Origin of the sequence: Weissella thailandensis (assembly GCF_001932615.1) — a bacterium.
GTDB classification, from domain to species: Bacteria; Bacillota; Bacilli; order Lactobacillales; family Lactobacillaceae; genus Weissella; species Weissella thailandensis.
Window position 1 is genome coordinate 651,393 of record NZ_CP014332.1, and the last position, 22,320, is coordinate 673,712.

The 22,320-nt window shown below is 39.8% G+C and carries 23 protein-coding genes; 22 read left to right on the forward strand and 1 reads right to left on the reverse strand.

The window, feature by feature from the left end:
- The first annotated feature begins 77 nt into the window (after positions 1–77).
- The 19 genes from purB to htpX all read left to right on the forward strand — a co-directional run bounded on the left by purB (position 78) and on the right by htpX (position 16,443).
- A complete protein-coding gene (purB, locus tag FOL01_RS03215) occupies positions 78–1,379 on the forward strand; it encodes an adenylosuccinate lyase (protein ID WP_075269305.1) in 1,302 nt (433 codons plus the stop codon).
- Between the two features lie 159 nt (positions 1,380–1,538).
- A complete protein-coding gene (locus tag FOL01_RS03220; protein WP_075269306.1) occupies positions 1,539–1,784 on the forward strand; it encodes a CsbD family protein in 246 nt (81 codons plus the stop codon).
- Between the two features lie 234 nt (positions 1,785–2,018).
- Positions 2,019–2,480 carry a 3-hydroxyacyl-ACP dehydratase FabZ gene (gene fabZ / locus FOL01_RS03225; RefSeq protein WP_075269307.1) on the forward strand — a complete coding sequence of 154 codons (462 nt, stop codon included), beginning with the start codon at positions 2,019–2,021 and terminating at the stop codon, positions 2,478–2,480.
- Positions 2,481–2,482: 2 nt separating this feature from the next.
- Positions 2,483–2,941: a MarR family winged helix-turn-helix transcriptional regulator gene (locus tag FOL01_RS03230; protein ID WP_075269308.1), complete on the forward strand. Its 459-nt coding sequence runs from the start codon at positions 2,483–2,485 to the stop codon at positions 2,939–2,941.
- An 11-nt stretch (positions 2,942–2,952) separates the two neighbouring features.
- Positions 2,953–3,924, forward strand: a complete 972-nt coding sequence (locus FOL01_RS03235; protein WP_075269309.1) for a beta-ketoacyl-ACP synthase III — start codon at positions 2,953–2,955, stop codon at positions 3,922–3,924.
- Between the two features lie 49 nt (positions 3,925–3,973).
- On the forward strand, positions 3,974–4,213 hold the full coding sequence (locus FOL01_RS03240) for an acyl carrier protein (RefSeq protein ID WP_075269310.1): 240 nt from the start codon (positions 3,974–3,976) through the stop codon (positions 4,211–4,213).
- A 30-nt stretch (positions 4,214–4,243) separates the two neighbouring features.
- The gene (locus FOL01_RS03245; protein ID WP_075269311.1) at positions 4,244–5,191 is read left to right on the forward strand and encodes a DUF561 domain-containing protein; all 948 of its coding nucleotides are present in this window, start codon (positions 4,244–4,246) and stop codon (positions 5,189–5,191) included.
- A 16-nt stretch (positions 5,192–5,207) separates the two neighbouring features.
- A complete protein-coding gene (locus FOL01_RS03250) occupies positions 5,208–6,137 on the forward strand; it encodes an ACP S-malonyltransferase (RefSeq protein WP_075269312.1) in 930 nt (309 codons plus the stop codon).
- Positions 6,138–6,148: 11 nt separating this feature from the next.
- Positions 6,149–6,871 (forward strand): 3-oxoacyl-ACP reductase family protein, encoded by a 723-nt coding sequence (locus FOL01_RS03255; protein ID WP_075269313.1) that lies wholly within the window; start codon positions 6,149–6,151, stop codon positions 6,869–6,871.
- 87 nt (positions 6,872–6,958) lie between these two features.
- Complete coding sequence (fabF, locus tag FOL01_RS03260) at positions 6,959–8,194, forward strand: beta-ketoacyl-ACP synthase II (RefSeq protein ID WP_075269314.1); 1,236 nt, start codon at positions 6,959–6,961, stop codon at positions 8,192–8,194.
- Entirely contained in the window at positions 8,194–8,658 is a 465-nt protein-coding gene (accB, locus tag FOL01_RS03265) for an acetyl-CoA carboxylase biotin carboxyl carrier protein (protein WP_075269315.1), read from the forward strand. The genes fabF and accB overlap by 1 nt, the downstream gene beginning before the upstream one ends.
- 11 nt (positions 8,659–8,669) lie before the next feature.
- Positions 8,670–9,101 carry a 3-hydroxyacyl-ACP dehydratase FabZ gene (gene fabZ, locus FOL01_RS03270; RefSeq protein WP_075269316.1) on the forward strand — a complete coding sequence of 144 codons (432 nt, stop codon included), beginning with the start codon at positions 8,670–8,672 and terminating at the stop codon, positions 9,099–9,101.
- A 2-nt stretch (positions 9,102–9,103) separates the two neighbouring features.
- Positions 9,104–10,480, forward strand: coding sequence for an acetyl-CoA carboxylase biotin carboxylase subunit (accC, locus tag FOL01_RS03275; protein ID WP_075269317.1), 1,377 nt, complete (start codon positions 9,104–9,106; stop codon positions 10,478–10,480).
- A gap of 10 nt (positions 10,481–10,490) precedes the next feature.
- Positions 10,491–11,336, forward strand: coding sequence for an acetyl-CoA carboxylase carboxyltransferase subunit beta (locus tag FOL01_RS11440; RefSeq protein ID WP_075269318.1), 846 nt, complete (start codon positions 10,491–10,493; stop codon positions 11,334–11,336).
- Positions 11,337–11,338: 2 nt separating this feature from the next.
- Positions 11,339–12,124: a carboxyltransferase subunit alpha gene (accA, locus tag FOL01_RS11445; protein WP_075269319.1), complete on the forward strand. Its 786-nt coding sequence runs from the start codon at positions 11,339–11,341 to the stop codon at positions 12,122–12,124.
- Positions 12,125–12,297: 173 nt separating this feature from the next.
- A complete protein-coding gene (gene rpiA / locus FOL01_RS03290) occupies positions 12,298–12,981 on the forward strand; it encodes a ribose-5-phosphate isomerase RpiA (RefSeq protein ID WP_075270610.1) in 684 nt (227 codons plus the stop codon).
- A gap of 78 nt (positions 12,982–13,059) precedes the next feature.
- Entirely contained in the window at positions 13,060–14,784 is a 1,725-nt protein-coding gene (locus FOL01_RS03295; RefSeq protein WP_075269320.1) for a phospho-sugar mutase, read from the forward strand.
- A 188-nt stretch (positions 14,785–14,972) separates the two neighbouring features.
- The gene (locus tag FOL01_RS03300) at positions 14,973–15,542 is read left to right on the forward strand and encodes a LemA family protein (protein ID WP_075269321.1); all 570 of its coding nucleotides are present in this window, start codon (positions 14,973–14,975) and stop codon (positions 15,540–15,542) included.
- A gap of 13 nt (positions 15,543–15,555) precedes the next feature.
- Positions 15,556–16,443 (forward strand): zinc metalloprotease HtpX, encoded by an 888-nt coding sequence (gene htpX, locus FOL01_RS03305; protein ID WP_075269322.1) that lies wholly within the window; start codon positions 15,556–15,558, stop codon positions 16,441–16,443.
- Between the two features lie 192 nt (positions 16,444–16,635).
- Here the strand turns inward: htpX and FOL01_RS03310 are convergent, their stop codons facing one another.
- Positions 16,636–17,976, reverse strand: a complete 1,341-nt coding sequence (locus FOL01_RS03310) for an ISL3 family transposase (RefSeq protein ID WP_075269323.1) — start codon at positions 17,974–17,976, stop codon at positions 16,636–16,638.
- A 213-nt stretch (positions 17,977–18,189) separates the two neighbouring features.
- Here FOL01_RS03310 and rlmD point away from each other — a divergent pair, with 213 nt between their 5' ends.
- From rlmD to FOL01_RS03325, 3 genes are all read left to right on the forward strand, one after another.
- The gene (rlmD, locus tag FOL01_RS03315; protein ID WP_075269324.1) at positions 18,190–19,557 is read left to right on the forward strand and encodes a 23S rRNA (uracil(1939)-C(5))-methyltransferase RlmD; all 1,368 of its coding nucleotides are present in this window, start codon (positions 18,190–18,192) and stop codon (positions 19,555–19,557) included.
- Positions 19,558–19,781: 224 nt separating this feature from the next.
- Positions 19,782–20,774 carry a Gfo/Idh/MocA family protein gene (locus FOL01_RS03320; RefSeq protein ID WP_075269325.1) on the forward strand — a complete coding sequence of 331 codons (993 nt, stop codon included), beginning with the start codon at positions 19,782–19,784 and terminating at the stop codon, positions 20,772–20,774.
- 28 nt (positions 20,775–20,802) lie between these two features.
- Positions 20,803–22,113, forward strand: a complete 1,311-nt coding sequence (locus FOL01_RS03325; RefSeq protein ID WP_075269326.1) for a DEAD/DEAH box helicase — start codon at positions 20,803–20,805, stop codon at positions 22,111–22,113.
- Positions 22,114–22,320: the final 207 nt, after the last annotated feature.

Sequence of the window (22,320 nt, forward strand, 5' to 3'; positions counted from 1 at the left end):
TCGGATTTAAGTTACAATGGTTGTTGAATATAATAATTTGTTCGGTTTTTCAAAAAGAAATAAGAGGTAAAAAAAGGATGCTTGATCGTTACACACGCCCGGAAATGGGACGTATTTGGTCGCTTAACAATCAATACCAATCGTGGTTAGATGTTGAAATAGCTGCTACGGCAGGATGGGTTTCAGTTGGTCATGTGCCAGCAGAGGACTTAGCTGCTATTCGTGCTAATGCAAAGTTTGATACTGATCGCATTGCAGAAATTGAACAGTCAACGCGGCATGATGTGGTTGCTTTTACCAGAAATGTTTCTGAATCATTGGGCGAAGAGCGTAAGTGGATCCATTATGGACTAACTTCAACGGATGTTGTTGATACGGCGCAAGCGTTGAGATTACGACAAGCTAACCAGGTCATCAAGGATGATTTAAAGGCATTAAAAGAAACGTTAGCTGAATTAGCATTAAAGTATAAAGACACGGTTATGATGGGACGTACACATGGTGTGCAGGCTGAACCAACAACGTTTGGTTTAAAGATGGCGCGATTCTACCAAGCAGCCGTACGTAACATTGAACGTTTTGATAAAGTTGCTGCGGCCATTGAAACAGGTAAACTTTCAGGGGCTGTTGGAACTTTTGCCAATATTCCACCACAAGTTGAAGAAGTAGCTATGAAAGAACTAGGACTAACACCACAACCAATTGGTTCACAGGTATTGCCACGCGATTTACATGCAGATTACATGACAACGATTGCGGTTATTGGTGCTAATTTGGAAGAACTAGCAACGGAAATTCGTGGTTTACAACGTTCAGAGATTCATGAAGTTGAAGAAGGATTCCGTGGTGGGCAAAAAGGTTCATCAGCAATGCCCCATAAACGTAATCCAATTGGTTCTGAGAATGTTGTTGGTTTGTCACGTGTCTTACGTGGTTATGCAGTAACCGCACTTGAGGACGTGACATTATGGCACGAACGTGATATTTCACATTCTAGTGCGGAACGTATTGTGCTTGTTGATGGCACAACTGTCTTGGACTATATGTTGCATCGTTTGACAAATATTTTGCGTAACCTACAAGTATTTCCGGATACGATGAAGCAAAATATGGGTCGCACATATGGCTTGATTTACTCACAACGTTTGCTATTGAAATTGGTAGACGCTGGTTTATCACGTGAAGCAGCTTATGATACGGTGCAGCCATTAACAGCCGAATCTTGGGATAATAAGCGACAATTCCGTGAGTTGGTAGATGCTGATGAGACCATCAACGCTAATTTGACACATGAGCAGATAGATGACGCCTTTGATTATCACTGGCACCTTAAGCATGTGGATGATATTTATAAGCGATTAGGGTTATTAGAAAAGTAAAATTGCATACTTTTTAAAATTGGCAGATATATGATGACGAATGTAATTACTTTAAAAATAGTTACATTCGTCATTTATTTTTTATTTGATAGATATTATTTGCACTGTCTATAAATACCAGTTATTATAGAGAAAATATAGAAACGGGGGATTATATTTATGGCAGTAGAAGACGATGTAAAAGGAAAAGTAGACGAAGCTTCAGGTAAGGCAAAAGAAGTTGCTGGTGTTGTTTCTGATGATGAAAAGTTAGAGGCTGAAGGTAAGGCACAAGGCGTAGCTGGTAAGGCACGTAGCGCTTTCGGTGACGCTAAAGACAAAGCAGAAGAAGTAGCTAAGAACGCGAAAGACAAGACAGAAGATGCAGTTGATAATCTGAAGTCAAAGTTTGATAAGGAGAAGTAGCAGACAAGATAAAAGGCTTTCGTCTTTTATCCAGTTTATTTCTCATAATGGCGATCAGGACATTTATTAATGTTCTGGTCGCTTTTTATTTTGAATATAATCACGATAATTTTAATAAAATATTAGATAAATTCGACGAATGTGTATAATAAGTTGACATTTTAGACAAAAAGCAATAACATTTGAATATCGAATATTTCGATGTTCGAAATAAATTTTGGAAGGAGCACAACTGTGGCAGTTCTATCTACGACAGAGATTATGGATTTAATTCCAAATCGTTATCCTATCTTGTACATGGATTATGTTGACGAGATGACCCCAGGAGAATCATTGGTTGCAACGAAAAACGTCACAATTAATGAACAATTTTTCCAGGGACATTTCCCAGGTAATCCAGTGATGCCGGGAGTGCTAATTATTGAATCATTAGCGCAAGCAGCTTCGATTTTAATTTTATCGTCACCACAATTTGTTGGTAAAACAGCTTACATGACTGGCATCGATAACGCGAAGTTTAAGAGAATGGTTAAGCCAGGCGATATAGTGAAGTTACATGTTGAATTTGGTAACTTACGTGAAAATATGGGAACAGTGCAGGTTAAAGCAGTAGTTGATGGTAAGTTGGCTACTAGCGCTGAACTGATGTTTGTCGTTTCACCTGAAGATAAGTCAGCTAGTGACACGGAGAAATAAGTATGACCGCACATGAAGAAGATTCTTTTGAAAAAATGAATGAATCCTTGGTGGATGTCTTTAATAATGTGATGTGGATTGAAGAAGCGTCACTGCGTAAGTCACGTTTTAAGGATATTTCTATTAAGGATATGCATACGATTGCAGCAATCACGATGTATGACACACGGACCGCTTCGCAATTATCGCAAACGATGCATCTAACGCCTAGTGCAATGACTAGTGTGATTGATAAGCTTGAAAAAAAGGGTTATGTGGTTCGTACTCGTGATAGCAAAGATCGGCGTGTTGTTCGAATTGGTTTGACGCATAAAGGACGTACTGTTTTTCGTGCTCATGAGGCCTTTCATCGTGGCATGGCCCATTCATTGTTTGATTCATTAGAGGAAGGTGAAGCACCCGTGGTTGAAAAAGCCGTTGGTGATTTGCAAGATTATCTTCATGAGCTAATACAGTTTTAATTGAGGACATTATGGAACGATTTACAATTGTTGAGTCCGCTCACGTGGTACCTGAACGTATTGTTACAAACGATGAATTGGCAACGTTTATGGATACGTCAGATGAATGGATTCATTCACGAACAGGTATTCACCAACGGCATATTGTGTCAAATGAGAATACTAGCGATTTAGCAACAGCTGTTGCTGATAAGCTCTTGGCACAAGCTGATTTATCAGCAGATCAACTGGATTTTATTGTGGTTGGGACAATGTCACCAGATCATTTAACACCAAGTGTCGCCCAACAAGTGCAAGGTCGAATTGGTGCAACGAATGCTTTTGCATTTGATTTGTCAGCGGCTTGTTCGGGCTTTGTGTACACGCTTAGTATGGCTAGTAAGTTATTAGCAACTAATTATCAACGTGGTTTGGTCATTGGTGCTGAAGTGCTAAGTAAGTTGGTAGATTGGGAAGATCGTTCGACAGCCGTTCTTTTTGGCGATGGTGCTTCAGGCGTTTTGTTACAGCAGGCTTCAACAGAGACTGGTTTATTAGCGGAATCGCTAAAAACATATGGTAATCAATCGGAGTTCTTGACAGCGGGTCGTCAGCAAAATACGAATCATTTTGCTGGTAACATTGTGACAGCAGATCCTTACTTTCATATGAACGGACGTGAAGTTTATAACTTTGCAACCCGCCAAGTACCGGTTGTTTTATCTCAGGCATTGGAGAAAGCACAATTAACGGCAGATGACATTGATGTATATGTACTACATCAAGCAAACGCCCGAATTATTGCCAGCATTGCAAAAAGGTTTGGTCAATCGATTGAGAAATTCCCAATAAATGTGACCGACTATGGTAATACCAGTGCAGCAAGTATTGGTATATTGCTTGATGAACTACGGACAAATGGTGTGGTTCATCAAAATCAAAAGATTGCTTTAGCTGGTTTTGGTGGTGGCCTGACAGCAGGTGCCCTAATTATCCAGTTATAATTTATAAAAATTAATTCACTATTTAATAAACGAAAAAGAGGAAAATAACATGACTGAAACAGAAATTTTTAACAAAGTAAGCGAAATCTTGGTTGACCAATTTGATTTGGAAGATGATGAAATTAAGTTAACTACTAACCTAAGCGAAGATATTGATGCAGATTCACTTGACTTGTTCGAAGTTTTGAACCGTGTTGAAGACGAATTTGATATTAAGTTGGCTGTTGCCGAAGAAATTCAAACTGTACAAGATTTGGTTAATAAGGTAGCAGAACAAGTAAACGCCTAAGTAGTCGACGTAGTTAGAAGGGACGATATTATGAGCTTTGAGCTAAATAATCCACTATTTGAAAAGTTGGGCATGAAGTATCCTATTATCCAAGGCGGTATGGCTTGGGCTGGAACTGGTCATTTGGCTGGATCGGTTTCAGAGGCTGGTGGATTAGGTATTATCGGAACTGGGTATTGGAAGGCTGACAAGGTACGTGAAGAAATTCACCGTGCGCGTGAAGTCACGGATAAACCTTTTGGGGTTAACGTGATGCTATTGTCACGTCATATTCGTGAAGTATTTGATGTTGTGATTGAAGAAGGTGTGAAAGTTGTTGCTACTGGTGCCGGCGATCCATCACCTTTTATTGATGAATTACACAGTCATGATATTTTAGTTATTCCTGTTATTCCATCCGTTGGTCTTGCCAAAATGATGGAAAAGAAGGGTGTCGATGCCGTTGTTGCCGAGGGTATGGAATCTGGTGGTCACATCGGTAGTTTGACAACAATGACGCTGATACCTCAAGTTGTTGATGCTGTGGATATCCCAGTTATTGCTGCTGGTGGAATCGGAGATGGACGTGGTGTTGCAGCTGCTTTCATGCTTGGTGCATCCGGTGTGCAAATGGGAACTCGTTTCTTAGCATCTGAAGAATCAGAGGTTCATGAAAACTTTAAGAGTGCAGTTGTGAAAGCTAAGGATATTGATACATTAGTGACTGGTGAAATTATGGGAAACCGTGCTCGTGTGCTAAAGACAAAGATGTCAAAGAACTTTGTTAAGCAAGAACGAGTTGAAATTCAAAAGCCCAAGCCAGATGCTGACGCCATCGAGGATTTGGAAAACGGTTCGCTACGGCGTGCTGTGATTGATGGTGACAAAACCACCGGTGCTTTCATGGCTGGACAAGTTTCTGGATTGATTAAAGAACTAAAGCCAGTATCACAAATTTTGTCAGAGACCTGGTCTCAGGCAGAGAATCTTTTGAAGTAACAATATTGGAGGACATATGAAAATTGGCATTTTAATGAGCGGACAAGGGGCTCAAAAAGTTGGCATGGGTGCTGATTTATATGAGCAAGTCCCTGCTTATAAAGAGACAATTGATGAAGCTAGTCGTGTACTAGGTTATGACATCATGTCAACTATTGTTAATGACGAAGAAAACGTTAAGCAGGCAAAGTACACGCAACCAGCAATTCTAGCGATGAGTACTGGTATTTATCGCGCACTGGCTGATGTTATGCCAAAACCAAAAGCAACCCTTGGCTTGAGCCTAGGTGAGTATAGTGCTTTGGTAGCAGCGGATGTATTAACTTTCGATCAAGCAATGCGGATTATCAAAGATCGTGGTGCTTATATGCAACAAGCTGGCGAAGATAATCCAGGTAAGATGGTCGCTGTTATGACAGACGATCAAGATTTGGTCATTGCAACGATTAAAAAGTTACAAGCAGCTGGTAAACGTGTTTATCCAGCAAATTATAATACATTTAATCAACTAGTTATTGGTGGTGTTGAGGCGGATGTGGATGCTGCAGTAGCGGCATTGACAGATGCAGGCATTGAACGAATGGTTGCGTTGCCGGTTTCAGGACCGTTCCACACACCATTGATGCAATCAGCAGCTGATCAATTGACAACGCGTATCGCAGATGAAACTTTTGCACCGATGGCATTTGATGTTTATTCAAATACGACTGGTGAGAAGTTTTCAGATGTTAAAGCGACATTATTAGATCAGATTGTTTCACCAACTTACTTTGCGCAAGCATTGCAAGCAATGGTCGATGATGGTGTTGATACATTAATTGAATTTGGCCCAAGTGATACGCTTTATAAATTTGCTCGTAAAATTGTCGGTAAAGATATCAAGCGTTATAAGGTCACTAATTTTAAGACGTATCAAGAAGTTCGGAACATGCTAGCAGCAGAATAGGAGACGAAGTAATGAATCTCGAAGGGAAAACAGTCTTAGTTACAGGGTCAACTCGTGGTATTGGTTTGGCCATTGCCCAAGCTTTTGATAAAGCTGGCGCACGTGTTATTTTGCACGGTCGTTCAGCACCCAAAGCAGAGGTATTAGCTAAATTTAGTGAAGATACAATGGCGATTACAGCAGATATTGCCGACGATGCGAGTGTTAAAACAGCATTAGATGGGTTATTTGCTGAAATTAAAGGGATTGACATTCTAGTTAACAATGCTGGAATTGTGAACGACAAACTCACAATGGGAATGAAGTCAGCAGATTTCGCACAGGTTGTAAATACTAACTTAAATGGGACATTCAATGTCACACAACCTGTGTTTAAGAAAATGTTGCGTGCCCGTACTGGACAGATTATTAACATGGCTTCTGTTGTTGGTTTGATGGGAAATGTTGGTCAGGCCAATTACGCTGCTTCTAAGGCAGGTATCGTTGGATTAACCAAGTCGCTTGCTAAGGAAGGTGCAATGCGTGGTATTCGTGTGAATGCAATTGCACCAGGTATGATCGTCTCAGATATGACGGATGCCTTATCAGACAAAGTGAAAAATCAAGTACTGGAAGCAGTACCGTTAAAACGTTTTGGTGAAGCAACTGAAATTGCAAATACAGCTGTTTTCTTGGCTCAAAACGATTACATTACCGGCCAAACAATTACGGTCGATGGTGGGTTATATATTTAAGCAACGCGTACGTGCGCTTTTGCACTTATTTATTTTTATTGACTTTTTTCGTACGTATAGAATTGCTGAAACATAAAGGAGAACAAGATGACACGAGTTGTTATTACAGGTTTAGGTGCTGTTACACCCGTTGGAAATAGTACTGAAGATTTTTGGAATGGTATTTTTAACGGTGAAGTTGGTATTGCACCAATCACAAAATTTGATGCAACAGAAACAGGTGTGACTGTTGCCGGTGAAGTTAAAGACTTTGATCCTTCTGCACGCGTTGGTAAGCGTGAATCACGTAAGATGGATCTATTTTCACAATATGCTGTTCACGCTGCTGGTGAAGCACTTGAACAAGCTGATTTGGCTGATGGCGTTGATAATCCAGACCGTTTTGGTGTAATTATGGGAACTGGTATCGGTGGTTTAACAACTATCGAGCAACAAGTTATTAAGATGCATGATAAAGGGCCAAAGCGTGTGAGCCCAATGTTTGTACCTAATGCTATTCCAAATATGGTTTCTGGTAACGTTTCAATGCGTTATGGTGCCAAGGGAATTAACTACACGGTTTCTACGGCATGTGCTAGTGCCACAAATGCGATTGGTGAGGCGTTCTGGCGTATCCAATCTGGCAAGATGGATGTCATGATTACTGGTGGATCAGAAGCTTCAGTTAATGAAATGGGAATTTCTGGATTCGCAGCCTTAACAGCTTTGTCAACTGAACCAGATCCATTAAAGGCTTCAACACCATTTGATGTTAACCGTCATGGTTTTGTGTTAGGAGAAGGTTCAGGTGTATTGATTCTTGAATCATTGGAGCACGCCCAAGCACGTGGTGCCAATATTATTGCTGAAATTGTTGGTTATGGTTCAAATGCTGATGCTTATCACTTAACGAGTCCAACTCCTGATGGTTCAGGACCTGCTGGCTCAGTTAAATTAGCCTTGGATGATGCTGGTATTCAACCAGATGATATTGACTATGTGAATGCTCATGGAACAGCTACTGGCGCAAATGATGCAGCTGAATCAAAGGCGATGGAAGCTGTGTTTGGTAAGAATGGTGTCTTGGTTTCTTCAACTAAGGGGATGACCGGTCATCTATTAGGTGCCGCCGGTGCGATTGAAGCCATTGCAGCGATTGGATCTCTTGTCCGTGAAGAATTGCCAGTTAATGTTGGCCTAACTGAACAAGATCCTGAAACAGCTGGTGTGACACTGGTTAATGATGATAATAAGCATGTCGCACCAAATTATGTGCTATCAGCAAATTATGGCTTTGGTGGCCATAATGCAGTGGTTATTTTTAAGAAATGGAGTGAAAAGTAATGGGTTTGCAATTAGACGAAATTCGAACGTTAATGCAAGACTTAGAAAAAAGCTCATTGCGTGAATTTTCATTACAATCAGAAGATTTTAGCTTACATTTAAGTAAGAACGAAATGACACAACCAGTTGTCACAACACCTGCGCAATCTGAAACGGTTACACAAACTGTGGCATCTGACAAGAAAACGGCTGAAGGCACCGCTGACTTGGGCGCTGATAATAGCGTCTTAGTTGAAGCACCTTTGGTTGGAACAGTTTACTTGAAGCCAAAGCCAGATGCTGCGCCTTTTAAAGAGGTTGGTGATCATGTGCAAGTTGGTGAACAAGTTGCGATTATTGAAGCAATGAAATTAATGACGCCTGTTAAGAGTGAAGTAACGGGTGTGATTAAGGAAATCTTGGTTGAAGAAGAAGATGTTGTTGATTACGGACATGCTTTGTTCCGTGTCCAACCGGATGCCTAGGAGGATTTGATATGTCAGTGTTAAATACACAACAAATTCAAGAAATTTTGCCACATCGTTACCCAATGTTAATGTTGGATACCGTAGAAGAGTTGGTACCTGGTGAAAGCGCTGTTGCGATTAAAAATGTCACGATCAATGAAGAAATTTTCCAGGGACATTTTCCAGGTGATCCAACGTTTCCAGGTAATTTAACAATTGAGGCTTTAGCCCAAACTGGGGCAGTCGTTTTGTTGTCAATGCCTGAATACAAAGGGAAAACGACGTACTTCGGTGGTATTAAGAAGGCTCGCTTCCGTAAAATGGTTCGTCCTGGTGATCAAGTGAGATTAGAAGTTAAGTTGACCCGTTTACGTGGCCCTATCGGGGAAGGTAAGGGAACAGCATATGTGGATGGCAAGCGAGTCACCACAGCTGACTTAACATTTATTGTTGGAGATTAAGTATGTTCAAAAAAGTTTTAGTGGCGAATCGAGGAGAAATTGCGGTTCGTATCATTCGTACACTGAAGGAAATGGGCATTAAATCTGTCGCTATTTATTCTTCAGCCGATGCGGATAGTCTTCATGTGCGATTAGCAGATGAAGCAATTGCCGTTGGTGGACCAAGGTCAAAAGACAGTTACTTAAATATGAAGAATATTTTAAGTGCTGCTGTATTGACTGGTGCTGAGGCTATCCATCCAGGCTATGGTTTCTTATCTGAAAATGAAGCCTTTGCTGAAATGGTGGGGGCCGTTGGTCTTAAGTGGATTGGACCAAGTCCTAAGGTATTGGAATTGATGGGAAACAAAGCAAACGCGCGTGAGTCAATGCGTGAAGCTGGTGTACCAGTCATTCCGGGATCTGAAGGCTTTATTCATAATGCCAGTGAAGCGAAAAAGGTGGCTGAACGAATTGGTTATCCTTTGTTACTAAAAGCTGCTGCCGGTGGTGGTGGTAAAGGTATGCGTTTTGTTTATGCAGAAAACGAATTAGCCGATAAATTTGATGATGCGCAACATGAAGCGAAAGCCGCTTTTGGTGATGGGCATATGTATGTTGAGAAGGTCATGACAAATGTGCGTCATATTGAGATGCAGATTATTCGAGACCAACAAGGTAATGTGCTATATTTCCCAGAACGTAATTGCTCATTACAGCGTAATAATCAAAAAGTGATGGAAGAAAGTCCAGCAGTTGGTGTGACACAAGCAATGCGTGATGAATTGGGAGCTATCGCGACCAAGGCTGTCAATGCATTGGATTATGAAAACACCGGAACACTGGAGTTTTTGGAAGATCATGAGGGCAATTTCTACTTCATGGAAATGAACACGCGCATTCAGGTTGAACACCCAGTTACTGAGTTGGTTACTGGTGTTGATTTGATAAAGATGCAGGTACAAGTCGCTGCAGGTGAAGTGTTAACAATGCATCAATCAGACATTAAAGTGAATGGGCATGCGATTGAAGTACGATTAAATGCTGAACAACCAGAGCGTAACTTTGCGCCAAGTGCTGGAAAGATTAATTTTGTCTTTCTGCCAACTGGTGGACCTGGTATACGTATTGATTCTGCGATTTACTCAGGTGACATTATTCAACCATTCTACGATTCAATGATTGGAAAGTTACTGGTACATGGTGATGACCGTGATGAAGCAGTAATTAAGATGAAACGTATTTTGGATGAAATGGTCGTTGATGGTGTTAATACGAATGCTGATTTCCAAGAAGCATTGTTAAATGACGGTGTTGTCGCCAAAGGATTGTTTACAACGCAGTACCTTGAGCAGGAATTTTTACCAAAATGGCAAAAAAGTTTAACAACAGGTGAATAGGAGGCAAGTAATGGATTTATTTAATAAACCAAATGCCAAATTGCCTAAAATTAAAAAGGATGCGCATGTTGATGCTCAAATTCCGGATGGCTTATTTTTAGCATGTCCATATTGTGGTGAACAATTATATTCTAAGCAATTGGGTGACCATCGTGTTTGTCCAAACTGTGGGTATGGCTTTCGTTTGCAAGCATATGAGCGTGTTCGTTTAATGAAAACGGCATTTGAAGAGTGGGATGCAGACTTAACACTAGGAGAGACAGACTTTCCTGGTTATGCCGAAAAGTTAAGTCGTGCAAAATCACAAACGAAGCTTAATGAATCAGTTTTGACTGGGCAAGCTGTCATTGAAAATGAGACAGTTGCGTTAGGAATTATGGATTCTTACTTTATGATGGGGTCATTAGGAACCGTAACGGGTGAGAAAATTACGCGCTTGTTTGAAAAAGCAACGACGCAACAATTACCAGTTATCTTATTTACGGCTTCTGGTGGTGCCCGTATGCAGGAAGGTATTAATTCTTTGATGCAAATGGCTAAGGTTTCGGCAGCAGTGGCCGCACATCAGGAAGCTGGTTTGCCATATTTTGTGGTACTAACTGATCCAACGACTGGTGGTGTGACTGCCTCATTTGCAATGCAAGGGGATGTTACTTTAGCTGAACCGCATGCATTAGTTGGTTTTGCTGGTAAGCGTGTGATTGAGCAAACCATTCATGAAAAAGTACCTAAGGATTTTCAGCGTGCTGAAACAGTGTTGGAAAATGGTTTCATTGATGCGGTTGTACAACGTAAAGAACTGCCAACAGTCTTGGCACAACTCGTTAAATTCCATCAACCACAAGGAGGCCGTTAATCATGGTTAGTTTATTTAGACGTGAATTAACACCCGTCCAAATTGTTAAGCGTGCACGTGAGGACCGATTTATGGCCCGTGAAATTATTTCAGGCATCTTTACTGATTTCTTTGAGTTGCATGGTGATCGTTATGCTGGTGATGACAAAAGTGTCATCGGCGGTCTGGCAAACCTTAACGGTAAACCAGTGACGGTGATTGTGATTGACAAGGGTTCGGATATCAATGATAAGTTGGCCAAGCGTAATGGTTCACCTGAACCTTATGGTTATCGTAAGGCAATCCGTTTAATGAAACAGGCGGCTAAGTTTGGTCGACCAATTATTACTTTCATTAATACACCGGGAGCTTTTCCAGGAAAAACTGCCGAAGACCAGGGGCAAGGTGAAGCGATTGCACAAAGTATTTTGGAGAGTTTGAAATTACCAGTGCCAATGATTGCCATTGTTTATGGTGAAGGTGGTTCTGGTGGTGCCCTTGCCTTGGCAACGGCTGATCAAGTGTGGATGTTCCAAAATTCGACTTATTCAGTTCTTTCGCCTGAAGGATTTGCATCTATTCTTTGGAAGGATGCAAAACGTCGTGATGAAGCGGCTGCGGTGATGGGTCTAACGCCCAATGATTTGCTAGATAATCATGTTATCGAGTACATTGTACCTGAAAGCCGTTCACATTCACGTGTCTTTTCACTGATTCGTGCAAAATTATCTGAGGAAATTAAGACATTGGCTAATATGCCAACAAATGATTTGATTGCCCAACGACGGGCACGTTTTCGTAAATTTTAATTATAAAACGAGGTTAGGAAAATTTTTCCAGCCTCGTTTTTTTGTAATTTATATTGACGTATTATGTTGACCTCTGCCATCACCGGCCTTTTTCTATCTTTTTTTAGCTTTTCTCGGTAAAATATACTTAATATTAGGGGGATGAGGAGGACTATGCAGTGACTGATAGGCAAATGGCGCAAAAGCAACAAGCCGGAGAATTTGCGGCGACGCTGATTACAGACGGTATGATTGTTGGTTTAGGGACCGGTTCAACTGTACGTTTTTTTATTGAAGCATTGGCAGACAGAATTAATAGTGAAGGGTTGGATATTACTGGTGTCACAACATCTAACAAAACTTCTTCACTGGCTAAGTCATGGGGAATCAAATTAGCTTCAGTTGATGAAGTATCCAAAATTGATTTAACGATTGATGGGGCTGATGAAGTTGATCACCAATTAAACGGCATCAAGGGTGGTGGTGCAGCGCTATTATTTGAAAAAATTGTTGCTCTGAATTCGGCGAAAAACATTTGGATTATTGATGAATCAAAATATCATGATGTGATTGGTCAGTTTCCATTACCTGTTGAAGTGGTGCCTTATGGTAGTCATCAGTTGTTACAAAGATTTTTGGCAGCAGATATGCAGCCAACTTTTCGACGGACGATGACAGGTGAAAGGGTAACCACTGATGCAGGTAATTATATTATTGATTTGCACTTAGATCGCATTGCGTATCCCAAAAGTTTAGCGTATTTTTTGGAACAAACGGTTGGGGTCGTCGAGCATGGTTTATTTTTGGATACGGTTGATGAAGTCATCATTGGTGGCAATCAACCGACATTAATTTCTAATACAAAGCCATCATGTTAGACTAAATAACACTATAATCCTATGGTACAATGAGATTAGTTATATCGGGGAACACAATAACAAAGGAGAATGACAGAAATGACTTGGCAAGATAATTTTCAAGTATGGACAAAACACAATGATTTACCAGAATATTTAAAAAAAGACATGGATGCGTTGGCAATAGATGAACAACAAGCAGAAGATGCTTTTTACCAACCATTGTCATTTGGAACTGCTGGTATGCGAGGCCTGTTAGGTGCAGGAATCAATCGTATGAACATTTACACCGTCCGACAAGCTACAGAGGGGTTAGCTCGTTTGATGGATTCATTATCTGAAGATGTGAAAAAGCGCGGCGTTGCGATTTCATATGATTCACGTCATTTCTCACAAGAATTTGCTTTTGAAGCAGCCAAAGTTTTGGGTGCCCATGGGATTAAGGCCTACGTCTTTGAATCACTACGCCCAACACCAGAACTATCTTTCACTGTGCGTCATCTTAATGCCTATGCGGGTATTATGATTACAGCTTCGCACAATCCAAAAGAATACAATGGTTATAAAATTTATGGTGAAGATGGTGGCCAGATGCCACCAAAGGAATCGGATATTATCACAGCATCGATTCGTGAAGCCGACATGTTTACGGTACCAGTAAAGCCACAAAAGGAACTAGAATCAGCCGGTTTGTTGGTAACTATTGGCAAGGATGTTGATGATGACTATTTGTCTGAAATCAAGACGGTTACGGTTGATCAAGAATTGGTCAATAAAGAAGGCCGTGATATGAAGTTAGTCTATTCACCACTTCATGGAACGGGAGCTTTGATTGCCGGTCAGGCATTAGCTAATGCTGGCTTTAAGAATGTGACGATCGTGCCGGAACAAGCACAACCAGATGGTGATTTTCCAACAGTCACGCTACCAAATCCTGAAGATCCAGCTGCATTAGCCATGGGGATTGATTTGGCTAAGCAACAAGGTGCTGATGTGGTGATTGGTGTTGATCCAGATGCTGATCGGATGGGAACGGCTGTCCGACTACCATCAGGTGAATATCAATTATTAACAGGTAATCAAATTGGGGCTATTTTGCTACACTATTTATTAACTGCTAAGCAAACAGCTGGTACGTTACCAGCGAATGGTGTGCTTGTTAAATCAATTGTGTCATCAGAGTTTGCGGCAGATATTGCAAAGAGCTTTGATATTGAAACCATTAATGTATTAACTGGCTTCAAGTATATTGCTGAGCAGATTCAAAACTATGAATCAACGCATGAGCACACTTTCTTGTTTGGTTTTGAAGAATCATATGGTTATCTTGTTAAACCATTTGCTCGTGATAAAGATTCTGTTCAAGCAACTGTTTTGTTAGCGGAAGTAGCAGCTTACTACAAGTCATTGGGTAAGACACTGTATGACGGTTTGCAAGACTTGTTCAAGACATATGGTTACTTTGTTGAAAATACACAATCACTAACATTTAAGGGAATCGATGGTGCGGAGAAGATTGCAGCATTAATGGCGAAGTTCCGTGCTGAGCAACCCGCTTCATTTGGTGATATTGCGGTCACAAAGTTTGCTGACTTTACGTTACAAACAGAGACTGACACGCAAACGGGTGTGACAACGCCAATGACGTTACCAAAGGCAAATGTACTGAAGTATTGGTTGGCCGATGGTTCATGGGTAGCTGTGCGTCCTTCTGGTACTGAGCCAAAAATTAAGTTATATGTTGGTACTAAGGGTGTGACACAACAAGCGGCTGATGATAAATTAACAGCTATTCAGCAATCAATTACTGATTATGTTGATTAATACATTCTAAGTATAAGAGGTTGGAACATTTTCTTTTGTCCCAACTTTTTTGTTATTAAAGGTTTATTGTGCCACATGCGTTTGATAAAAAAATAAATAATAGGCGATGGATATTTTTGAGCATGTTACAATGTAGGGTAGTGACTATAAAGCATCTTATGATTAGTTCATAAAGATTGGAGAAAATGATGATTGGATGGATTATTGTCGGTATTGTGGTTGTCTTGGCCTTATTATGGGTAGGGATTTATAACGGTCTTGTACAGGCACGTATGCGTACACAAGAATCATGGAGTCAGATTGACGTACAGTTAAAGCGACGAAATGATTTGATTCCAAATTTGGTAGAGACGGTCAAGGGATCGGCTAAATTCGAGCAAGGAACTTTAGAGAAAGTTGTCAGTCTGCGTAATGCATTAACACAAACACCAACTGATGACCATCAGAAAACAATGGCACTCTCAGACCAACTGACTAACTCTTTGAAGTCAGTTTTTGCAGTTGCTGAATCGTATCCTGATTTGAAAGCATCAAATCAATATAATAAGTTGATGGAAGAATTGACGAATACAGAAAATAAAATTGCTTATTCACGTCAGTTATTTAATACCACAACTGCCACATACAATACAAAATTGCAGTCGTTCCCAACAAACTTTGTTGCTAAGATTCATAGCTTCAAACCTAGTGAATTCTTGGAAACACCAGCAGAAGAACGAGAAATGGTCAGCGTCTCATTTGATGAACGTGGCCTTTAAGAGGTAATCGACCATGTTATTTGAACAAATTGCAAAAAATAAACGCAAGACAATTGTGTTGTTTGTTGGTTTCTTTTTGTTCATGGGAATCGTTGGTGCAGCGCTAGGGTATTACATGCTTGGTGAATGGGTACCTGGTGTGATCATAGCGGTCGTAACAGGAATTGTTTACGCTGTCTATATGTTTGGTCAGTCAACAGATGTGGTGATGGGAATGAATCATGCCCAGGAAATCACGAGTGCGGATCAAGCGCCTGACTTATGGCATATCGTGGAAGATATGGCGTTAGTCGCAAATGTGCCAATGCCACGTGTGTTTATTATTGATGATCCAAGTCCTAATGCTTTTGCAACAGGGAATGATCCTGAACACGCAGCGGTCGCCGCAACTTCAGGAATTATGTCAGTATTAACGCGTGAGGAATTAGAGGGTGTCATGGCGCACGAGATGACACACGTTCGTAACTATGATATTCGAATTCAAACAATTGCCGTTGCTTTGACATCTGCAATAGCCATGTTGGCTAACTTCGGGACTCATTTTTGGTACTTTGGTGGTAGTCGTAATCGTGATAATAAAGAAGGCAATGTTATTGCATTAATTGCTTCGATTGCCGTGCTTGTATTGGCTCCGGTTGCGGCAACGCTAGTCCAGTTGGCGATTTCGCGAAATCGAGAATTCTTGGCAGATGCCGGTGCAGTGGAATTGACGCGTAATCCGCAGGGAATGATCAATGCATTGAATAAAATTTCGAATAGTGAACCAATGTCAGATGAAAATGTTTCACCAGAAAGTGCCGCATTGTATATTTCGAACCCATTACAAACAAAAAAATTAACCAATCTATTTTCAACACATCCACCAATGTCTGAAAGAATTTCGGCATTACAAAAAATGTGATGATTAATATATTTTAAGCATAAATGATAATATGACAAAAGACATTTTGAAGTCAGTGTAAATGATGTTACATGGGAAAATCAGTCTTTTGTCATAGGTTTATGCTTTTTTCTTTGGCTCTGTGTCAAATAGCGTGAAAAACAGTAAAATCGATTAATTAGGTTTGTGAAAAGCGACTGTGAATCTGACAGATTATATCAGATTCATGGTCGTTTTTTGTGTTAATAAGTTCATGAAGTTTACTTTAATTTGGTGACGATTAAATAGTTGTAGACGAATTCTGAAAAAGTAATTATGTGGGTTACCATAGCCGTAGGCCGTCCGGCCAATCTGTTTAATACGACGATTTGTTCCTTCAATACGTCCATTGGAAGCAGGATTTGAAAAGGCATTCTTAATACCTTTATAGTTTTTCTTGTAGCTTAAAATAACCTGATCCATTGCAGAATGGTTTGGTTTATACTGAGCTACAATTGCGGAGAAGTCATCAAAGGAATGATTCTGCTGGGATGTTAATATTGCTTGATAAACTTCATAAGCTTGCTTAAAGTGATGCGATAAACCAAACACTAGTTGTAAAGCATCCTGAGGGTACATGTATTCATTAATGCCTTTGAACCAACGAGTTTGGTTTAAATCCAGTTTGGTAAGGTTGGTAATGAAGAACTGCCAATTTGATTTCAGTAATTTGTAAACACGACTGTGTTTATTGTTAATGGCTCGTTGGATAGTGATTCTTGTAGATTGCACAGCTTTCATTGCCAGTTGAATAATGTGGAAACGATCAATAATTATTTGAGCATTGGGAAACATCTGTCTTAGAGGAGTACTATAGTTAGCGTTCATGTCTGTGACAACGTACTCTACTCGTTGTCGATTAGTTAAAGCATAATTCGACAAGTACTTTCGGATATTTGTGCTTGTTCTATTTGGGAAAAGCTCAATTAGTTCACTAGTACGACCATCGATCATTTCAAAACTATATTGATACTTAGCGTAATGAAATTCATCAACACAAATAACCGTTGGTAATTTTTTAGTGTAATTTGTTTGGTAGGCCTTGGCTGCGTGATGCATTAACTGATTCACTTTACTTGTTGATAAATGTAAAATATAGGCAATATTTTTTTCGGAAATATCACGTTTAGCCAAATCAATGATTTGGTGTAGTAAGGGTCGTGAGATTGATGACCTTTCCATAAAATCTGGTGATTGTGCAACAAAGGTACTCCGGCAACGACGACATTGGTAACGTTGTTTCGTTAAATATAAAATTTGTTGATAACCATTAGTGGTAGGTAATTTATACTTAGCGCTATCAGTACCCGATAAGTATAAATGATCAGTTAAACTAAAACCGCATTGTGGGCAGTATTCAGGAGGAGTAGCTAGACTGGCTTTATATAGTAAAACTAAATGATGATAATGCCCGTAAGGGACTAACTCATTGAAATTACCATCTTCAGAAATTATAAATTTAATATTTTTGTCTGTTAAACCAACTGAATTTAGGATAGAATCATTAATGGACATCAATAAATACCTCGTATCTGTTTTTTTCGTCGATTACATTTTACGCCGGTATCTTATTGGTGTCTTTTTGTTTGTGAAAAAGGCGAAATAAAAAGCGTGAAATTTTTAGTTTCACGCTAGAAAGTATAGAGCCTTTTCTTTTGGCTTTTGGATTCCCTGTGATACAATTGAATGATTGTTGGTCGTCGAAAAGGCCAAAAGAAGGAGAAAATGATGAAAAAGAAAGCCCCTGTGGTTAAGAATCAAGAATTTGATGCTGAAGTAATTGATTTAACTTACCAAGGAAATGGTGTTGTTAAAGTTGATGATTTTCCGGTATTCGTGACGAATGCGGTGCCTGGCGAAAAGATTCGCGTAGGTATTACAAAGGTTACTAGTAATTACGCCTTTGGACGGGTGGTAAAGACGATTGAGTCATCACCAAACCGTAATCATATGGTAAATACAGCTGCTTTAACAACTGGTATTGCACCATTAGCACACCTAAAATATGATGCACAATTGAAGTTCAAGCAACAACAGATTGCCGAATTATTCAATAAGCAACATGTTGATGTTAATGTGGCACCTACTATTGGTATGGAAAATCCAACGGGTTACCGTAACAAAGCACAAATTCCAGCTCGTGAAATTAAGGGACAATTAACGACTGGATTCTTCCGCCGTGGTTCACATCGGTTGATGCCAATCGAGGATTTTTATATTCAAGATCCCGAAATTGACAAAGCCATTGTTATTATTCGTGATATTTTACGAAAGTTCCATATTGCAGCTTATGATGAAGTTCATCATAAGGGTGTTATTCGTAATATTATGGTTCGTCGTGGTTATTATTCACACGAGATGATGGTTGTGCTAGTGACACGTTCAAAGCGTATTCCTGGTGCAAATATTATCATTCCACAAATTAAAGAAGCACTACCAGAAGTGACTTCAATTATTCAAAATATAAACCAAGATAAGACCAATGTTATTTTGGGTGATGTTAACCATGTATTGTGGGGAAACAAAGTGATTAAGGATACTTTGTTTGATAAGACTTTTGCGATTGGACCAAATTCATTCTATCAAGTTAATCCACAAACAACCGAAGTGCTTTATAAGTTAGCAGCTGATAAAGCTGAGTTAACAGGTAATGAAACCGTTATTGATGCTTACTCAGGTATTGGAACGATTTCATTAACGATTGCTGATAAGGTAAAGTCAGTACTTGGTGTGGAAGTTGTGCCAGCAGCTATTGATGATGCTAAGCGTAATGCAGATTTAAACAATGTTCATAATGTTAAATTTGAATTAGGTAAGGCCGAAGAAAAGATGGTTGCATGGCAACAAGATGGTCTACAACCAGATGTTATCTTTGTGGATCCGCCACGTAAGGGATTGACGCCTGAGTTAATTGATGCAGCTTCGGCGATGGCACCAAAGAAAATTGTGTACATTAGTTGTAATCCAGCAACATTAGTACGTGATATTGTGCAATTCGAAGAAAATGGCTACACGATTAAAGGGGATGTGCAACCAGTTGACCAATTCCCACAAACAACGCATATCGAGTCAGTAACTGTACTTGAGCGTGATTAATTATTATTTAAAAGCATGAATGAAGAGCAGGCTGAGGCAAAAGAATGTCACAGCCTGTTTTATGCTTAAAATGTATCAATTATCAGTCAGACATTTTACTGCATAAATGTGTGCCAAATTTATTTTAGAATAATTTATCAGCTGAGAGATAGCTAATTTTATTGTTGATGATGATATAATTAATACTAACTAAACGTATAAGTAATACACAAGGGAGACTAATTATGGCATACAAACTTGGAATCATTGGCACCAATTGGATTACAAAGCAATTCGTACAAGCGGCTCACGAATCAGGTCAATATGTGCTAAAGGCAGTATATTCACGTCATGAAGATACTGGTAAGCAATTTGCTCAACCATTTAATGTTGATGATGTTTATACTGATTTAGAAGCTTTCTATAATAGTGGTATCAATGTTGTTTACATTGCATCACCTAATAGTGTGCACTTTGAACAGGTTAAAGCAGCCATAAGCCATGATATTCATGTGATTGTGGAAAAAACTGCTTTTTCTAACCCAACGGAGTATGCTGCAATTTTAGAGCTACTACATGATCATCCCAATGTACGTTTATTTGAGGCAGCCCGTCATATCCAGCAGGCTAATTTTAAAGTTATTGAACAGCAAGTGGCCCAAATGGAAAAAATTGCTGGGGCAACTTTTGTTTATGAAAAGTATTCATCTCGTTTTGATGACTATCTAGCGGGTAACGAACCCAATGTACTAAGTCGTCGCTTTAGTGCGGGGGCTTTGACAGACTTGGGTGTGTACCCAATCTATGCTGCTATTAAACTATTTGGTGCACCAAAACAAAGTCATTATTTTGCGACACCATTACGTAATGGTGCTGATGGCCGCGGTATCGCTATTCTACGTTATGATGATTTTGATGTGACGATCGAGTTTGGTAAGGGATCTAATAGTCATTTACCATCTGAAATTCTAGGTCGACGTGATACCCTGGTGATTGGTGATATAGCCGAAGTACTTGATGTAACTTATTATGATGACGAAGGTGCTGCCCATCAATTAAGTCAGGAACCATTGGCAAATCCGATGACTACTGAAGCGGTTAAATTTGCTGATATGATGACAAACCCAGTCGATACAGCGGAAGACTATCAAGAATTATTAGCCTTAAGTAAAACCGTAAACCAGGTACTATTTGATTTACGTCAAGATGCTGGGATTGTATTTCCTGCTGATAAATAATAATGAAACATAATACGAAGGAGATAAAATGGATTCCCGTTTTGAAGAACGTTTAACAAGTGTTGGATTCACCACGCTAACGCCAATTCAATCAGCTGTTGCTGAACCCTTGGCAAATGGTCAATCAATTGATGCACTTGCACCAACAGGAACAGGAAAAACACTGGCCTTTACCTGGCCACTGTTACCTAAATTGGTGCCTGAAGATGGCGAACAATTATTAATATTAGCGCCATCACAAGAATTAGCCATGCAAACAACACGGGTTGTCCGTGATTGGGCGAACGTACTGTCATTGAAAGTGTTGTCACTAACTGGTGGGGCCAATATCAAACATCAATTGGATCGCTTAAAAAAGCATCCAGAAATTTTGATTGGAACGCCGGGCCGGGTCAGTGAGTTGATTAATAATGGTAAACTAAAATTAAAAAGACTAAGAACGTTAATTTTAGATGAAGCTGACGAGTTGTTGCGCGATGACACAGCAAACCAAATTGATACTATTTGGGATGCGATTGATGATGATGACGTACAAGTTGCGTTATTTGGTGCGACTGAAGTTGATCAGTCAACTGCTAGTGGTCTATTTAATCGTGAATTTTTACGGATTGATCAACGACAGTTTGCCATTCCAACAGCAATTAAGCATGAGTTTTGGTTAACGGCACGTGATCAACGGCAAAAAAGATTACGTCAATTAGCAGCAGAAAAGCGCTTCCAAGCCATTGTATTCTTTAATACAACGAAGCAATTAAAGATAACTGCTAGTTTTTTGGCGCATGAACATGTAGCCATGGCGACTTTGGCGCGTGGTGATTCAAGTACTACAAGGGCAAAATCACTCACGAACTTCCGTCAGGGTAAAGCAAAGTTTTTGTTAACTACTGATGTTGCGGCAAGAGGACTTGATATTCCCGATTTGCCAGCAGTAATAAATTTCGACTTACCACGTGATGGGGAGACTTACACACATCGTGCCGGTAGAACTGGGCGTATGGGGAAAGTTGGTACCGTAATTTCTTTCGGTAATGATCATGATTTTCGTGATTTGAAGAAAATGGTTGCTGTTGATATTCAGGCCATCTCTGGTGGTAAAGGGTTACCAAAGACAGAGAAAGCGCCAGTTACCGAAAAAGCGCTAGTTACAAAAAAAGCGGCTCATAAAAATCAAGATGAGACGCATGTGGCTCGTCCGAAATCAAAGTCACCAAAGGTTGACCAGCCTAGAAAAAAGAAAGTTGCAACTACCGATAGTGTTTCACGCCAAGAACGTTTTGCTAAAGAAAAGCGCGCCAAGCGTAAGCATCGTAAAAATAAAGGTAAGCCAAAGCATAATTAATAAGTATGTTGAGAGCGAAATAAAATCAAGTATTTCGTTCTTTTTTTTATGGTCAATCCACTATTTCGGAAACGTTTTCACAAGTTGTCTGTTTGTGAATAAAAAATTGTTATTTCATTCACAAAAAGCGCTGCATATGGTATGATTATAGGTAATGAGAGATTCACAATATTTGAGATAGATTGTGAAAATAGGTAAATTTTGAAA

What these genes read in the sequence shown, in the direction of transcription:
- FOL01_RS03295 (WP_075269320.1), top strand. Translation starts at nt 13,060, where the DNA reads ATGACTTGGCAAGATAATTTTCAAGTATGGACAAAACACAATGATTTA.
- FOL01_RS03320 (WP_075269325.1), top strand. Translation starts at nt 19,782, where the DNA reads ATGGCATACAAACTTGGAATCATTGGCACCAATTGGATTACAAAGCAA.
- FOL01_RS11440 (WP_075269318.1), top strand. Translation starts at nt 10,491, where the DNA reads ATGGATTTATTTAATAAACCAAATGCCAAATTGCCTAAAATTAAAAAG.
- FOL01_RS03235 (WP_075269309.1), top strand. Translation starts at nt 2,953, where the DNA reads ATGGAACGATTTACAATTGTTGAGTCCGCTCACGTGGTACCTGAACGT.
- FOL01_RS03250 (WP_075269312.1), top strand. Translation starts at nt 5,208, where the DNA reads ATGAAAATTGGCATTTTAATGAGCGGACAAGGGGCTCAAAAAGTTGGC.
- FOL01_RS03240 (WP_075269310.1), top strand. Translation starts at nt 3,974, where the DNA reads ATGACTGAAACAGAAATTTTTAACAAAGTAAGCGAAATCTTGGTTGAC.
- purB (WP_075269305.1), top strand. Translation starts at nt 78, where the DNA reads ATGCTTGATCGTTACACACGCCCGGAAATGGGACGTATTTGGTCGCTT.
- accC (WP_075269317.1), top strand. Translation starts at nt 9,104, where the DNA reads ATGTTCAAAAAAGTTTTAGTGGCGAATCGAGGAGAAATTGCGGTTCGT.
- accB (WP_075269315.1), top strand. Translation starts at nt 8,194, where the DNA reads ATGGGTTTGCAATTAGACGAAATTCGAACGTTAATGCAAGACTTAGAA.
- htpX (WP_075269322.1), top strand. Translation starts at nt 15,556, where the DNA reads ATGTTATTTGAACAAATTGCAAAAAATAAACGCAAGACAATTGTGTTG.
- FOL01_RS03255 (WP_075269313.1), top strand. Translation starts at nt 6,149, where the DNA reads ATGAATCTCGAAGGGAAAACAGTCTTAGTTACAGGGTCAACTCGTGGT.
- fabZ (WP_075269316.1), top strand. Translation starts at nt 8,670, where the DNA reads ATGTCAGTGTTAAATACACAACAAATTCAAGAAATTTTGCCACATCGT.
- FOL01_RS03325 (WP_075269326.1), top strand. Translation starts at nt 20,803, where the DNA reads ATGGATTCCCGTTTTGAAGAACGTTTAACAAGTGTTGGATTCACCACG.
- rlmD (WP_075269324.1), top strand. Translation starts at nt 18,190, where the DNA reads ATGAAAAAGAAAGCCCCTGTGGTTAAGAATCAAGAATTTGATGCTGAA.
- FOL01_RS03300 (WP_075269321.1), top strand. Translation starts at nt 14,973, where the DNA reads ATGATTGGATGGATTATTGTCGGTATTGTGGTTGTCTTGGCCTTATTA.
- fabF (WP_075269314.1), top strand. Translation starts at nt 6,959, where the DNA reads ATGACACGAGTTGTTATTACAGGTTTAGGTGCTGTTACACCCGTTGGA.
- rpiA (WP_075270610.1), top strand. Translation starts at nt 12,298, where the DNA reads ATGGCGCAAAAGCAACAAGCCGGAGAATTTGCGGCGACGCTGATTACA.
- FOL01_RS03245 (WP_075269311.1), top strand. Translation starts at nt 4,244, where the DNA reads ATGAGCTTTGAGCTAAATAATCCACTATTTGAAAAGTTGGGCATGAAG.
- FOL01_RS03220 (WP_075269306.1), top strand. Translation starts at nt 1,539, where the DNA reads ATGGCAGTAGAAGACGATGTAAAAGGAAAAGTAGACGAAGCTTCAGGT.
- accA (WP_075269319.1), top strand. Translation starts at nt 11,339, where the DNA reads ATGGTTAGTTTATTTAGACGTGAATTAACACCCGTCCAAATTGTTAAG.
- FOL01_RS03310 (WP_075269323.1), bottom strand. Translation starts at nt 17,976, where the DNA reads ATGTCCATTAATGATTCTATCCTAAATTCAGTTGGTTTAACAGACAAA.
- FOL01_RS03230 (WP_075269308.1), top strand. Translation starts at nt 2,483, where the DNA reads ATGACCGCACATGAAGAAGATTCTTTTGAAAAAATGAATGAATCCTTG.